Annotated in this window: 9 protein-coding genes; 8 read left to right on the plus strand and 1 reads right to left on the minus strand. The window is 72.0% G+C overall.

What is annotated here, in order from left to right; translation table 11 throughout:
* Positions 1–38 precede the first annotated feature (38 nt).
* Both ABD481_RS12075 and ABD481_RS12080 read left to right on the plus strand, forming a co-directional pair.
* A complete protein-coding gene (locus tag ABD481_RS12075; RefSeq protein WP_344665684.1) occupies positions 39–1,976 on the plus strand; it encodes an acyl-CoA dehydrogenase family protein in 1,938 nt (645 codons plus the stop codon).
* Positions 1,977–2,036: 60 nt separating this feature from the next.
* Positions 2,037–6,095, plus strand: a complete 4,059-nt coding sequence (locus ABD481_RS12080; protein ID WP_344665685.1) for a CHAT domain-containing protein — start codon at positions 2,037–2,039, stop codon at positions 6,093–6,095.
* A gap of 43 nt (positions 6,096–6,138) precedes the next feature.
* Here the strand turns inward: ABD481_RS12080 and ABD481_RS12085 are convergent, their stop codons facing one another.
* A complete protein-coding gene (locus ABD481_RS12085; RefSeq protein WP_344665686.1) occupies positions 6,139–6,924 on the minus strand; it encodes a GntR family transcriptional regulator in 786 nt (261 codons plus the stop codon).
* A 290-nt stretch (positions 6,925–7,214) separates the two neighbouring features.
* Here ABD481_RS12085 and ABD481_RS12090 point away from each other — a divergent pair, with 290 nt between their 5' ends.
* The 6 genes from ABD481_RS12090 (at position 7,215) to ABD481_RS12115 (ending at position 14,705) form a co-directional block, all read left to right on the plus strand.
* On the plus strand, positions 7,215–8,531 hold the full coding sequence (locus tag ABD481_RS12090) for an ABC transporter substrate-binding protein (RefSeq protein WP_344665687.1): 1,317 nt from the start codon (positions 7,215–7,217) through the stop codon (positions 8,529–8,531).
* Between the two features lie 377 nt (positions 8,532–8,908).
* Positions 8,909–9,859: a carbohydrate ABC transporter permease gene (locus ABD481_RS12095; RefSeq protein WP_344665688.1), complete on the plus strand. Its 951-nt coding sequence runs from the start codon at positions 8,909–8,911 to the stop codon at positions 9,857–9,859.
* Between the two features lie 125 nt (positions 9,860–9,984).
* A complete protein-coding gene (locus ABD481_RS12100; protein WP_344665745.1) occupies positions 9,985–10,797 on the plus strand; it encodes a carbohydrate ABC transporter permease in 813 nt (270 codons plus the stop codon).
* Positions 10,781–12,562, plus strand: coding sequence for a glycoside hydrolase family 9 protein (locus ABD481_RS12105; RefSeq protein WP_344665689.1), 1,782 nt, complete (start codon positions 10,781–10,783; stop codon positions 12,560–12,562). The genes ABD481_RS12100 and ABD481_RS12105 overlap by 17 nt, the downstream gene beginning before the upstream one ends.
* 143 nt (positions 12,563–12,705) lie before the next feature.
* Entirely contained in the window at positions 12,706–13,776 is a 1,071-nt protein-coding gene (locus ABD481_RS12110) for an SIS domain-containing protein (RefSeq protein ID WP_344665690.1), read from the plus strand.
* A gap of 23 nt (positions 13,777–13,799) precedes the next feature.
* Positions 13,800–14,705 carry a BadF/BadG/BcrA/BcrD ATPase family protein gene (locus ABD481_RS12115; RefSeq protein ID WP_344665691.1) on the plus strand — a complete coding sequence of 302 codons (906 nt, stop codon included), beginning with the start codon at positions 13,800–13,802 and terminating at the stop codon, positions 14,703–14,705.
* Positions 14,706–14,741: the final 36 nt, after the last annotated feature.

The raw sequence follows: 14,741 nt of genomic DNA on the forward strand, positions 1-14,741 counted from the left end.
AGGTGGCCAGCCTGCCTGCCACAACGGAGGAGCGTGCGATGCCGCCAGTAACCGATCAAGCCGCCCAAGCCGCCCACACCGACCCGGACGCGCCGGCCACGCTGGTCCCGGCCCTGACCTCGCTGCTGGACGGCCGCTGGGCCGCCCTCCGCGCGGACCTCCGGGCCCAGATGGGTGGCGAGCCCTATCAGGACCCGATCGGCCTGACCGTGGAGGCCCACCGCGCCCGGGTCCTCGACCAGCTCCAGGCGCTCACCGCGACCGACCGCCCCGGCCTCGGCTTCGACAAGGCTCACGGCGGCGGGGGCGACATCGGCGGCTCGGTCGTCTCCTTCGAGATGCTCGGCTTCGGCGACCTGTCCCTGATGGTCAAGGCCGGCGTGCAGTGGGGCCTGTTCGGCGGCGCGGTGCAGCTGCTCGGCACCGCGCCGCACCACGAGCGCTACCTGCGCCGTATCAAAGACCTGGACCTGCTCGGCTGCTTCGCGATGACCGAGCACGGCCACGGTTCCGACGTCCAGCACCTGCGCACCACCGCGACCTACGACCCGGACGCCGGCGAGTTCGTCGTGCACACCCCGGACCGCGACGCGATGAAGGAGTACATCGGCAACGCCGCCCGGGACGGCCGCATGGCTGTGGTGTTCGCACAACTCGTCACCCGTGGCGACTCCCGCGGCGTCCACGCCTTCATGGTCCCCATCCGCGACGACGCGGGCACGGCCGCTGCCGGCGTCACCATCGAGGACTGCGGCCCCAAGGCCGGCCTCAACGGCGTCGACAACGGACGCCTGGGCTTCGACCACGTCCGCATCCCGCGCGACGCCCTGCTCGACCGGTTCGGCGACGTGGCCCCCGACGGCACCTACACCAGCCCGATCGAGAGCGACGCCCGCCGCTTCTTCACCATGCTCGGCACACTGATCCGCGGCCGCGTCAGCGTGGGCGGGAGCGCGGGCAGCGCGACCAAGCGGGCGCTGGCGCTCGCCGTCCGCTATGGGGAGCTGCGGCGGCAGTTCACGAAGCCGGACGGCGAGGAGGTCGTGGTCCTGGACTACCTCGGTCACCAGCGCAAACTGCTGCCCGCCCTGGCCACGACCTACGCGCTGCACTTCGCCCAGGACGAACTCGTCGCCGCGCTGCACGACACCGGTGCCGACGCGCCCGAGGAGGAGCAGCGCCGGCTGGAGTCCCGCGCGGCCGGGATGAAGGTCGCCAACACCTGGCACGCCACCCGCACCATCCAGGCTGCCCGGGAGGCCTGCGGCGGAGCAGGCTACCTGGCCGAGAACCTGCTGCCCGGGCTGAAGGCCGACACCGACGTCTTCACCACCTTCGAGGGCGACAACACGGTTCTGCTCCAGCTCGTGGCCAAAGGGCTCCTGACCGACTACAAGGACTCGTTCCAGAACCTGAGCCCGCTGGCCACCGCCCGCATCGTGGCCGAACGCGTACTCGGTGCGGTGGCCGAGCGGACCGCGGCCCGGAAGGTGCTCGACCGGCTGACCGAGGGCGACGACCGCGAGGCGCTGTTCGACCGGGACTGGCAGGTGAAACTGTTCGAGGACCGCGAGCAGCACGTTCTGGAAAGCGTGGCCGATCGCCTCCGCAAGGCCGGCGACAATCCGTTCGGCGTGTTCAACGCGGCTCAGGACCATGTTCTGCGGGCGGGACGCGTCCACACCGACCGGCTGGTGCTGGAGGCGTTCGTCCGCGCCATCGACCGCTGCCCGGACCCCGGTGCCAAGGCACTGCTGGAACGGGTCTGCGACCTCTATGCGCTGGCGAACATCGAGGCGGACCGCGCCTGGTTCCTGGAACACGGCCGGCTGAGCGCCGGCCGCTCGAAGGCGGTCATCGCCGCGGTGAACACGCTGTGCGCCGAGCTGCGGCCGCATGCGCGGACGCTGGTCGACGCGTTCGGCATCCCTAGGCAGTACCTCGCCGCGCCGATGCTCGACGGGAGCGCGAGCTGACAGCCAGTATGGGAAGCGGACGGCTCGACCAGAGCCGGACGCTTGATCGGGGGCGGCTCGATGCCATCGCTGGAACGAGAGATCGCGGCGGTGGAAGCCGTGCTGACCGCCTCCTCCCGGCCGAAGGATCGGCACCGCGTGCTCGACGCCGATGCCGAGCGGGCAGCCGCGGCACTGGTCGCGGCGCTCGCCGACCGGCCGGAGACCTCCCCGGAATCCTTCGAGGCCCGGATCCTGCTGGGCCGGCTCTACGAGCGGCGCTACCACGCGGTGTCGTCCCGCCGTCAGGCTCGGGAGGTCAAGAGCGCGGTCCGGGTCCTGCTTCCGGTGTTCCTCGGCCGCTCCGATGCTCTGGAGGTCATCCCGGTCGAGTTCCAGCCCGCTTTGGCCACGGCGGTGCAAGACGCGGCCAAAGCGAGTGTCGACAGGGCCAGGGAAAGCCCGGGGGTCGAGGCGTTGGACGAGGCCATCGGCCTGTTCCGGCGTATTCTGGCCGCGTCCGACCCGACCGGGTGGGAGCACGGCGTCATCATGGGGAACCTCGGTGTGGTGCTCTACTTCCGCTTCGAACGGACCGATGACCCCGCCGACCTCGACGCGGCGATCGAGGCTACGAACACCGCCGTGGACGTTGCCCGGATCCGGCCGTGGGATCAAGTGAGCTGCCTGCGGCGTCTCAAGCTGATGCTGTACGAGCGTTACAAGCGGTCCGACGCCCCGGCGGACATCGAGGCCGTCGTCGCGGCCATCCGTGCCCGGCTGGCTCTCACGGCGCGCCGCATTCCCCACGACGACGATCCGTCGGACCTGCCCGCCGCCCTGACCCTCCTGTTCGCGCGGACCGGAGCCGACAGTGCGCTTCAGGAGTCCCTCCAGCTTGTCCGCGACCGTGACGATCGCCTCGAAATGGCGGCGGACGCGTGGGTGCAGCGGGTGAAGCGGACCGACGCCACCGACGATCAGGGCCGTGCGATCGAGGCCTTGCGGCAGGCTGTCGGCGGTTTGCCGTCCGACCATCCCGAGCAGGGCGAGTACCAGCTGACGCTGGGTGTCTATCTGGCCGACCAGTTCGACCGAACCGGTGTCCCCGGCCTGGAGGACGAGGCAATCCAGGTGCTGCGCGCGGTCGTGGCCCGGCCCGGACTGGACGACGACCGGCGCACGATGGCGCAAGCCGGTGTGACGGAGCTGATGCTGGTCCGGTACCGGCGGACCGGGGTCATGGAGAACCTGGACGTCGCCGTGCAGGCCTCGCGGGACGCCGTGTCCGCGGTGACCGACGACGCCGGCCGGCTCATCATCCACACGAATCTGGCGACCGCCCTGTCCGCCCGGTTCAACGAGTCCGACACCGCGGAGGATCTGGCGGAGGCTATGAGCTCCCTGCACACCGCGTTGGAGCTGGCCGGTCCCGACAGCCCGGATCGCACGCTGGTCCTGGTCAACCTGGCCGGCGTGTACGCGGTGCGCTTTGAGCGCGCCGGCCAGGACGAGGATCTGGACCAGGCCCACAGCATCATCCGGGCGGCCATGGCGGCCACCATGCTCGGCGAGCCGGACCGCCCTCGGCGGCTGTCGATCCTCGCCAGCGTGCTGATCGCGCGGTACGAACGAGACGGCACGCTGGCCGAGCTCGACGAGGCGATCGACGCCCTGCGCGCCGCCCTTGACGCCACGCCGGACCCGAGCCCGGACCGCCCGGGCTACGTCTCCCGACTCAGCATCGCCCTGCGCTACCGGTACGAGCGGCTGGGGGCGATGGCGGATCTGGACGAGGCGGTCGAGACGGGGCGCGATGCCGTCACCGCCACGCTGTACACCCACCCCGACTACGCGCGCCGTGGCGCCAACTACGCGGCCACGCTGCATCGCCGATTCCTCCGGACACGGAACTCGACGGACCTGGACGCGGCGATCTTCGCGGCCCGGGCCTCCGTCAACGCCACGCCGCCGGCCCACCCCGACCTCGGTCGGCGGCTGGGCAATCTGTCTCACTACCTCATCACGCGCGTTGCGCTGGCCCAGGCCGTGCAGGATGCCATGCAGGATCAGGCCGTGCCGGATCAGGCCGTGCAGGATCAGGACCCGCCGGTTCAGGACCCGCAGAATCTGGCCGATCTGGACGACGCCGTGGACGCCGCTCGCACCTCCGTGGACATCACCCCGGCCGTCCACCGGCGCCGCGCCATGTACCTGCTCGGGCTCGGCACCGCTTTGGCGGCCAGGGCCCGGGCGATTGCCTCGTCGACGGACCTCGACGAGTGCGTGGAAGTGGAACGGGCAGCGGTGCAGTGTGCGCTCGACCACCAGGTGCGTGCGCAGGCTCTGGTGAATCTGGGCAAGTCGCTGAAGTCCAGGTTCGAGTGGCGAGGCGCGCGAGAAGACCGCTTGGAAGCCCTGGCCGTCTGGACCGCGGCCCTCGAAGTGCCGGGAGCGTCGCCGTCGGAGCGCATCGAGGCGGCGAGACTGGCGGCGGACCTCGGCGGAGCCGAAGACGCGCATGCGATGGCGGACCTCCTGCACTCCGCGGTCGGCCTGCTGCCGGATCTCGCTCCGCGCCGCCTGGCCCGCGCCGACCAGCAGTTCGCGCTCGGTGAAGTCGCCGGACTCGCTGCCGACGCCGCGGCGCTGACGTTGTCAGACCTCTCGCTCTCCGCGACGGAGCGCGCCGCTCGGGCCCTGCGGGATCTCGAAGCCGGCCGGACCGTTCTGCTGAACCAGACCCTGGAGGTCGAACCGGACCTGGCCCGGCTCGGGCATCGGCACGCGGACCTGGCGCGGCGCTATGCCGAACTGCGCGCCAGGATCGATCGGCCCGTGGCGATCGGCGGCGAGGCGGCTTCGGCCGAACCGGGTCAGGATTCGTCCGAGGCGGCGGAGTTCGACGACCTGGTCCGGCAGATCCGCTCGGTCCCGGGTTTCGCGACCTTCGCCGACCTGCCGTCCATCGAGGAACTGCTGGGTGATGCTGCGGACGGTGCCATTGTGACGTTCAACATCACCGACATACGTAGCGACGCCCTGCTCCTCACCACGGACGGGATCACGGCGCTGCCGCTGCCCTCGGTGAGTTCGACCTCGCTGACGCTGCTCGCCATCCAGTTCCACGGCGCCCTGGAGCTGGCCGGCAGCCTGGACGTGAGCCCCGCCGAGCGCCGCGAAGCCCAGAACACGATCCGCGAAGCCCTGGTCCGCCTCTGGGAAGACGTCGCCGAACCCGTTCTCATCGCGCTCGGCCACGACTCCACCCCTGGGGAGGGGGACGGGGCGTGGCCGAGGGTCTGGTGGGCGACCGGCGGCCTCCTGGGCCTGCTGCCGTTGCACGCGGCCGGCTGGCACGACGAGGCGCATGCCGGCCAGGCCGTCATCGACCGCGTGATCTCCTCCTATACCCCGACGATCAGAGCCCTGCGCTATGCCCGGCAGAAGGCCGCCACCGCCGCGACGGGCCAAGGCGGATCCCAAAGCAGATCCCTGATCGTCGCCATGCCGACCACACCGGCGGCACCCGGCAGGCCCGAACCGCCGCCTCTGCCCCTCGCCGCCCGAGAAGCAGCTCTCTTGGCCGCCGTGTTGCCCAGGCCGGTCGTGCTCAGCGAGTCCCAGCCGCCCACCTGGCCCGCGGTCCGCGACCAGCTGCGCCACAGCACCATCGCGCACTTCGCCTGCCACGGCGCGTTCGACCCCACCAACCCGTCGGACAGCCACCTGCTGCTCCACGACCACGCGACCAGCCCGTTGACGGTCACGCGGCTCGCCCCGCTGCGCCTCGATCACGCCCAGATCGCCTACCTGTCCGCGTGCCACACGGCCTTCCACGCGGACCAGCGTCTGCTCGACGAGTCCATTCACCTGGCGAACGCTTTCCAGTTCGCCGGGTTTCCCCACGTCATCGCGACTCTGTGGCCGATCTACGACCCGATCGCCCTTACCGTTGCCGAGAGCTTCTACCGCTATCTCCGCCTCGGGCCGGACTCCGATCCCGCCCCGGACGACGCAGACTTCGACTTCTCCCGGTCGGCCGGGGCGCTGCACCACGCGATCCGTGCTCTGCGCGGTCGACCCGGACTTCGTAACCTGCCGTCGCTGTGGGCGGCGTACCTTCACTCCGGGGCGTGAGCTCTACGGAGCGTGAGGTTCTCCGGAGAGTGAGGCCCACCCGTCACCGCTGCCGGAACGTGGTCCGCAGCCGGTACCGCTCTCCCGCGTACTCCACCGTCGACAGCATCGCCGGCACCTGCTCCCGCGTGTACACCAGCTGATCGAGGGCGAGGATCGGGCCGCCGACCGGGATCTCCAGGTGCGCGGCCAGCACCTCGTCGGCCGAGCGCGACTCGATGGTCACCACCGAGCGGTCCAGTTCGACCCCGTCGGCCCGGAGCTCGGCGAACAGCGATGCGCTGGTGAAGTCGACGCCGGCCAGCCGCGGCGCGGTGGCCAGCGGGAGCAGGCAGCGGTCCACCGCTATGCGCACCTCGTTGAGCAGCCGGACGCGCTCCAGCCGGAACAGCGGCGTGCCGGCCGGGATGTCCAGCCGCTCGGCCTCGTCCAGGGTCGCGGCCCGCTGGTCCTGGCGCAGCACCAGTGAGCGCGCGGTCATGTGCTTGCTGCGCGCGGTGGCCGAGAACGACTCCAGGTCGTTCGGCCATTCCCGCGCCGTGGGCCGGGTCGCCACGAACCAGCCGCGGCCGTGCGAGGCGGTGAGCACGCCCCGGTCGACCAGGCTGTTCAGGGCCTTGCGAAGCGTCACCCGCGAGACGTCCAGCCGCGCGCACAGCTCGCGCTCCGGCGGGAGCTTGGCGCCGGAGGCCAGTCCGCGGGAGTCGATCAGGTCCAGGACGGCGTCGGCGGCCTGCGACCACAACGGATCGGCGCCGGTGTCCCGCTGCGGCACGCGAGGCGGCGCCGGGTCGATGCGCTCGGCGTGAGCGGTGCGCTCGGTACTCATCAGGGCCTCCGCGGCGGACGGCTGGTGGGGGACGGGACCGCGCGGGACGTGCCGTCCCCGCGTGGTGCGCTGAAAACATACCACTTGCTACCACTTGGCGATGCTGGTCTGCGTGGCGCGCGCCGATTCCTCGCGTGATGAGGGTTGAAGCGGCACGAACTATGGACTGTGAGGCAAACGCTGGATCACGAAAATGCATACCACTGTTGACCAATCGCAGATCACCGCATACCTTGATCGCACTGCGCCGGGGCGGCCCGCCGGCGGCGCCTCGTCGTGGAGGATCACCCATGCGGATATCGGTACGAACTGGACGCCGTCTGGCCGTCGCGGCCTGCGCCACGGCGCTGGCGGCGAGCGCCACCGCCTGCGGCGGCGGCAGCAGCGGCGGCGGCTCGGGCGCGGCGGGCTCGGGCGGCTCGGCCGACGAGATCGTCCTGCAGACCAACTGGACCACCGGCGGCCAGGAGAACAAGCCGCTGACCAAGGCCCTGGCCGACTTCACCGCGCAGACCGGCATCAAGGTCAAGGTCCTGGAGAACGGCGACGACCTGAACCAGGTCTACGAGACCTCGCTGCTGGCCGGGAAGGAAGCCGACGTCCTGCTCGTCGGCCTGCTGGAGAAGCAGCTCGACTGGGTCAAGAACGGCGCCGTCCAGCCGGTCGGCGACTACCTGTCCCAGTGGGGCCTGACCGACAAGATCCCGGCGAGCGCGATCACCGACTGGACCGACTCCGACGGCAAGCTGCGCGGCTTCCCCTACGCGGGCTTCACCTGGCCCTGGTGGTACAACAAGGCCCTGTTCGACAAGAACGGGATCACGATCCCGACCACCGTCGACGAGCTCGTCGACGCGGCCAAGAAGCTGCGGGCGGCCGGCGTCGGCCCGGTGGCGATCGGCGGCAACGACTGGTCCGGACAGAAGATCTTCCTCCAGATTATGGAGTCGTACATGCCCGCCGAGGAGGCCAAGAAGGTCTTCGCACAGGGCGGCACCTGCTCCAACGCCGACGCCATGAAGGGCATCGACCTGTTCACGAAGCTCCGCGACGCGGGCGTCTTCGTCGACGGCGTCGAGGGCCTGTCCGCGGACCAGGCCACCGCGCTGTACATGAGCGGCAAGGCGGCCGTCGCGCCGATGGGCTCCTGGAGCTACCTGTCCACCGACGCCTCCGTGCTCCCGACCACCATGCTCGGCGGCCTGCCGACCGTCCCGGGCGGCCCCTACACCAAGCCGACCGCCTACGAGGGCTCGACCTCGGCCGGCTGGTGGATCAGCCCGAACGGCGCGAAGAAGTCCGACGCGGTCAAGAAGCTGATCCAGTTCATGTACCAGCCCGCCGTGCTCAAGGCGATGGTCACCGACGGCGGCGTCGTCCCCCCGGTGGGGACCCAGGTCGACACCTCCGCGGTGTCCAACCCCCTGCTGGCCGCCTCGGTGTCGGACCTGCCGAAGAACGTGGACTGGGCCGTCATGCCCGACCTCTACGTCCCGGCCGACGTCGGCAACCCGATGTACCACGCGACCTCGACCGCGTTCACCAAGGGCAACGACTCGAAGGCCATCTGCGCCGCGGTCGACCAGGTGTACCAGGCCGCGAAGTAGGCGCGGGTCGGTACCGCTCAGGCCGGTCGGGCCGACTCGCCCAAGCCCGGTCCCGACCTGGCGCCGGTCCTGGCTCTGGCCCGGGCCCCGGCCTGGAACTGGCCTTGGCCTGGTTCGGGCCCGGGCCCCGACCCTGGCCTGGCCGTGGCTCCGACCTAGCCCTGACCTGGTCCTGGCCTCGGCCTGGTTTTTGGTCAGAGTCCGGTCCCGGCCTGATCCGGTCCCGGCTCGGCTCGGCCCGGCCTGGCGTGTCCGGACGGACCTGAGACCCGTCCGGCCGCGCCGGCCCGGCCCTGTCGGCCGATCCCGCAAGCCAGCCCCCAAGATCCGAACCCCAAGGCCCGACCCCGTAGCCCCGCCCGAAGGAAGGCATCCCGGTGACCACCACCGATGACAGAGCGGCCATGCCGGCGGCGGCGCGCTCCGAGGCCGCTGCCGCCCCGCGCCGTCCGCGCCGTTCGCGGAGGTTGCGCGACCTGGCTCCGCTCGGCTTCACCTTGCCCGCCCTGGGCTGGTTCCTGTTGTTCACCGTCGGCCCGTTGGTCAGCCTCTTCTACTACTCGCTGACCGACTGGCGCGGCTTGATCGCGCCGCGGACCTATGTCGGTTTCCGGAACTTCGGCCGGCTGTTTGCCCGGCAGGAGTTCCACCAGGCCGTCACGAACACGCTGGTGCAGCTGGTGGTGACGCTGCCGGTGGTGATCGCTGGGGCGTTCATGATCGCGTACTACCTGTCGCTGCGTCCGCGCGGCCATCGGTTCGTCAGGGCCGTGCTGTTCACCCCGGTCCTGCTGTCGGCGCCCGCGCTGGCGATGGTGTTCGTCGGGGTCTTCGCGCCGTCGGGGCTGGTCAACGGCCTGTTGCAGAACTTGGGCCTGGGCAGTGCGGCCAAGCCGTGGCTCGCGCAGTCCTCCAGTGCCTCGATCGCGATCCTCGTGGTCATCGTCTGGTCCTCGATGTCGGTGTCGGCGGCGATGCTCGCCTCCCGTCTCAACTCCGTGTCCGCCGAGATCTTCGAGGCGGCCGAGATCGACGGCTGCGGGCACTGGCGGCGGATGTGGCTGATCGCGTGGCCGGTGTGCCGGGAGTTCGTCGGCGTCGTGACGATGCTCCAGTTCCTGTGGACGCTGTTCTCCTCGGCGGCGGTCGTCCTGCTGCTGACGCGCGGGGGACCGGGCTACTCCACCGTCAACCTGTCGTACCTCGTCTACGACTACTCCTTCAACCAGTCGAAGGTCGGCTACGGCCAGGCCGTCGCGGTCATGTTGTTCGTCGTCGGCGTCGCGGGGCTGCTGGGCATCCGCCGGCTGTTCCGGCAGAACTACTGATCCGCGATGGCCTCCCGAGACCACGAACCTCCGAGAAAGGGGAGCCGGCCGTGAACCGCCGACCCATCCGCGGCCCCCGCGCCGCCCGTGTCCGCGCCCGCGGGCCGCTCCAGCGCAGCGGGCCGTTGAAATACCTCGCCCACTTCGGCGTGTGGGGCTACGTCGTGTTGCTGCTCGTGCCGGTGTACTACCTGGTGATCTCCGCCTTCAAGAGCAACACCGCGATCCTGAACTCGCCGTTCAACCCCTTCTCCGGCCTGGTGCTCAGCAACTTCGGCACGGCGATGTCCGACGCCGGACTGGGACCGGCCCTGGTGAACCAGGCCTACCTGACCGTCGGCGCCAGCGTCCTGACGCTGGTCCTGGCGGTGCCCGCGGCCTTCGCCCTGGCCCGGTCGAACGGGCGTACCGCGGCGCTGATCGAGCGGACGTTCGCGCTGGGCTTCCTGGTCCCCGGCTTCGCCGCGCTGGTGCCGACGGTGCTGCTGGCGATCTGGATGGGCCTGTTCCACACCCGCGAGTTCATGATCATCTTCCTGCCGGCCGGGGCGCTGCCGCTGTCGGTCATCCTGCTCACCCAGGCCATGCGGACGGTGCCGAAGGAGCTGGAGGAATCGGCCGTGCTGGACGGCGCCGGCAGCCTGCGCTTGATGCGCTCGGTCTACTTCCCGCTGGTGATGCCGACGCTCATCGTCGTCGCCGTGCTGAACTTCCTCGGGTTCTGGAACGAGTACTTCTTCTCGCTGGTCATCATCGGCCCGGACAAGGCCCTGCGCACGGCCCAGGTCGCACTGCCGACCCTGTCGATGGCCCAGTCGGCCCACTACGGCGTGCTGGCCGCGGGCATCGTGGTGACGCTGATCCCGGTCTACGTGCTCTACACGTTCTTCGCGAACAAGATGGAAGGGGCGGTGCTCGCAGGTGCGCTCAAGGGCTGATCACCGAATCCTGACCGGCCACCTGGGCTACGGCGCCGGGCGCGGCGGCGCGGTCGTGGTCGCCGTGCCGGACGGCGTGGCTCCGGCGCGGGTCGAGGTCGTCACGGCTGCCGAGGCCGCCGAGGCGATCGAGACCGGCACGACCGCCGAGACCATCGCGACCGCCGCAGGCCGCGACCTGGCCATCGGCCCGGTCCAGACCGTGCCGGGCTGGACGGTCGGACCGTTCGTCCGCTGCGAGCTTCCCCCGGACCTCCCCGCCGGCCGGTACGCCGTGCGGGCCCTCGCCCCGGACGGCACCACCGCCGTCTCGCAGCCGTTCGCCGTCGAACCCGACGGCGTCCAACGGCAGACCATGTCGGACGTCCTGGCCTACTTCAAAGCCATGCGTTCCTCCGGCGAGATCGACCGCAAGGACCGCACCGCCGCCTTCTTCGGCGACGACTCCGGCCGCACCGTCGACGCGCGCGGCGGCTGGCTCGACGCCAGCGGCGACACCAGCAAGTTCCTCAGCCACCTCACCTACACCCGGACCATGAGCCCGCAGCAGACGCCGCTGTGCGCCTGGGCCATGCTGGCCGCCCGCGACGCCCTCGCCGAACAGCACCCGGCGCTGACCCGCTCGCTCAGCACACGGCTGCGCGACGAAGCCCTGTGGGGTGCCGACTTCCTGGTCCGCTTCCAGGACCCCGCCGGGTACTTCTACGTCGGCATCTTCGACGCGCTCACCAAGCAGCTCGACGAGCGCGTGATCAACGCGCCGCTGCCGGACTGCGTGCGTACCGACCGCTACCAGGCCGCATACCGGCACGGCGGCGGCCTGGCGATCGCGGCGCTGGCGCGCGCCTCGCGCGCCGACGACGACGGCGACTTCCCCCGCGCCGAATACCTGCGGGCAGCCCGGGCCGGCTTCGCCCACCTGGAGAAGCACAACACCGACTATCTGTGGGACGGCGCCGAGACCGTCCTCGACGACTACTGCGCGCTCCTGGCGGCGGTCGAACTCGTCGCGGCCGAGGACCACACCGACAGCGCCGACGCGGTGGTCGCCGCCGACCGGCGCGCTGCGAACCTGATCGCCCGCTACCGCCGCCCCGCCGATGGCGGCCCCGGCTGGTTCGCCGCCGACGCCGAGGAGCGGCCCTTCTTCCACGCCGCCGAGCCGGGCCTGCCGATCCTGGCGCTGCTGCGCTTCGCCGAGGTCCTGCCGTTCGCCCGGCACGCCGAGGCCGCCCGGGAGCTGGCCGTCGAAGCCCTCTGCGACGTCGTGCGCCGCACCGACGCCGTCCCGAACCCGTTCGGCTACCCGCGCCAGCGCGTCCAGCCGCTCGACGGCCCGGCCAAGGACGCCTTCTTCTTCCCGCACAGCAACGAGACCGGCTACTGGTGGCAGGGGGAGAACGCCGGGATCGCCTCGCTGTCCGCAGCGGCCGCCGCGGTGCTCCGACAGGCCGGCGACCTTCTCACCGACGACCGGCGCGCCCGGCTCGCCGCCTTCGCCGACGACCAACTCGCCTGGATCCTCGGCCGCAACCCGTTCGACGCCTGCTTGCTCGCCGGGCGCGGCCGGGGCAACGTCGACTACCACAGCGATTTCCCCAACCTGCCCGGCGGCATCGTCAACGGGATCACGTCCGGCTACACGGACGAGAACGACATCGCGTTCCTGCCCGCCGACGCCCCGGAAGGCGACGGCTGGCGCTGGGCCGAGCAATGGATCCCCCACACCGGGTGGTTCCTGCTGGCCGTCGCCTCAGCCTCCTGACCCGACCCGACCTGACCCGCCCCCGGCCGGAGCACATTCACAACACTCATATCCACCCCCGCACCGGCAGCGGCATCCGCACCCGCCGCGGCTTCGCAACGCACTGCCACCACCACTGCACCACCCGAGGAGTAGGACGACTCATGACAGGCTCGCGCATCACCTTCCGCGAGGGCCGCGACGCCCAGCCCGCCGCCCTGGGCCGCATCGTCGCCCACGTGCGGGCCCAGCTCGGCGAGCGGCCCGCCGCCCTGACCGCCGCCGCCCGCCCGCTGTTCACCGGCATCGGCGCCTCCTACGCCGCGGCCGCCGTCCCCGTCCACGCGCTGCGCGCCGCGCGGATCCCGGCCCAGCGGATGCGCGCCGACGAGGCCGCCGACCAGCCCGGGGGCGTCGGCGCCGACCTGCTGATCGGGATCTCGCAGAGCGGCCGCAGCACCGAGACCCTCGCGGCCTTCGAGCAAGTGAGCGGCCCGGCGCGGATCGCCGTGGTCAACGTCTCCGACTCCCCGCTGGCCGCCGCCGCCGACCTTACCGTCGGCCTCGGCGACGAAGCCGACTCCTTCGCCTCCACCGTCGGCTTCACCGGCACCATCGTCGCGCTCGACCTGATCGCCGCGGCGGCGGCCGGCCACAGCGGCGCCGGGTGGTCCGAGGTCGGCTGGTCCGAGGTCGGCTGGTCGGCCGTCGGCACCCTGGTCGAGGCGGCGCGCGCCACCGCCGTCCCGGTCGCCGCCGTGGTCGCCGGGCGCGCGGCCGAGGCGTACGCCGCCGACTTCGTCGCCTCCGGGGCGTCCCGGGCCGCCGCCGAGGAAGGCGCGCTCCTACTGCGGGAGGTCGCGCGGCTCACCGCCGCGGCTTCCCCGACGCGCACCTACCTGCACGGGGAGATGGAGTCGGCAGGCCGCACCCTGCACGTCGTGTTCGGCGACGGCCGCGAGATCGAGCTCGCGCGGACGCTGGCCCGGGCCGGGCACCGCAGCGTCCTGGTGACGGCCGAGCCGGTCGAGCCGGTCGGCGACCTGCACGTCGTCGCGCTGCCGCGCAGCGCTCCGGGCGTGCGGGCGGTGCTGGAGACCGTCGTGGCGCAGGAACTCGCGGCGGCGCTGGCCGAGGCGCGGGACGTGCCGGTCGAGTCGTTCGTGTTCGCCAACGACGACACCAAGCAGGGCGGCCTGGATCCGGCCGACTTCACGACCGCGAGCGCGTCGTGAGGGCCGCTGCCATGATCGACTCCATGGACGCGCTGCTTCCGGACGCCGTCGCGGGGATCGACGTCGGCGGCACCAAGACGCACCTCGCCCTGTCCGCCGGCGGCAGGATCCTGCGCGAGGCGGTCGTCCCGACGCCGCAGTGGCGCACCGGCCGGCCGCAGCTCGACGGCCCGGCGCTGGCCGGGCTGGTCACCGAGCGCCTGGGCCGGGCGGCCGCCGCCGTCCCGCTCGGGGTCGGCGCGCACGGCTGCGACAGCACCGAGCAGTGCGCAGCGCTGGCCTCGTCCATCGCCGCGCACCGCTCCGGACCGGTCCGCGTCGTCAACGACGCCGAGCTGATGCCGTGGGCGCTGGGCACCCCGGGCATCGGCGTGGTCTCGGGCACCGGCGCGATCGCCGTGGCCCGCGACGAGGACGGCCGGCTGGTCCGCTCCGGCGGCTGGGGCTGGGTCCTCGGCGACGAGGGCGGCGCGGCCGCGCTGACCCGCGAGGCGGTCCGCGCGGTGCTGGACGCCCTGGACCGGCACGAGACCGCCGACCCGCTGGTCCCGGCCATGCTCGCCGCGTTCGGGATCGCCGACCCCGCCGACCTGGCCATGGCCGTCACCCGCGGCAGCACCGCCGAGTCCTGGGGCCGCCACGCCCCGGTGGTGTTCGCCGCCGCCGACGCCGGCTCGCCGCTGGCGGCGGCCGTCGTCGAGCAGGCCGCGGTCGATCTGGCCGACTGCGTCCGACGGCTGCTCGACCTCGACGTCCCCGCCGACCGGGTGGTCGCCGGCGGCTCGGTGATCACCGCGCAGCCCCGCCTGCGGGATCGCTTCGTCGCCGAGCTGAACCGCTCGCACCCCGATCTGGCGGTGGCGATCCTTGACCGGCCGCCGGTGGCCGGGGCGCTGGCGCTGGCCGCCGCCGCGTTGGAAGGGAACTGACGGGCGCCGTGCTTCGGCGGAATTCTGATAACGACT

Origin of the sequence: Catenulispora yoronensis, assembly GCF_039531695.1 — a bacterium.
Classification (GTDB): domain Bacteria; phylum Actinomycetota; class Actinomycetes; order Streptomycetales; family Catenulisporaceae; genus Catenulispora; species Catenulispora yoronensis.

Coding starts and splice junctions, on each gene's coding strand:
- ABD481_RS12075 (WP_344665684.1), top strand. CDS start 39: ATGCCGCCAGTAACCGATCAAGCCGCCCAAGCCGCCCACACCGACCCG.
- ABD481_RS12080 (WP_344665685.1), top strand. CDS start 2,037: ATGCCATCGCTGGAACGAGAGATCGCGGCGGTGGAAGCCGTGCTGACC.
- ABD481_RS12085 (WP_344665686.1), bottom strand. CDS start 6,924: ATGAGTACCGAGCGCACCGCTCACGCCGAGCGCATCGACCCGGCGCCG.
- ABD481_RS12090 (WP_344665687.1), top strand. CDS start 7,215: ATGCGGATATCGGTACGAACTGGACGCCGTCTGGCCGTCGCGGCCTGC.
- ABD481_RS12110 (WP_344665690.1), top strand. CDS start 12,706: ATGACAGGCTCGCGCATCACCTTCCGCGAGGGCCGCGACGCCCAGCCC.
- ABD481_RS12115 (WP_344665691.1), top strand. CDS start 13,800: ATGGACGCGCTGCTTCCGGACGCCGTCGCGGGGATCGACGTCGGCGGC.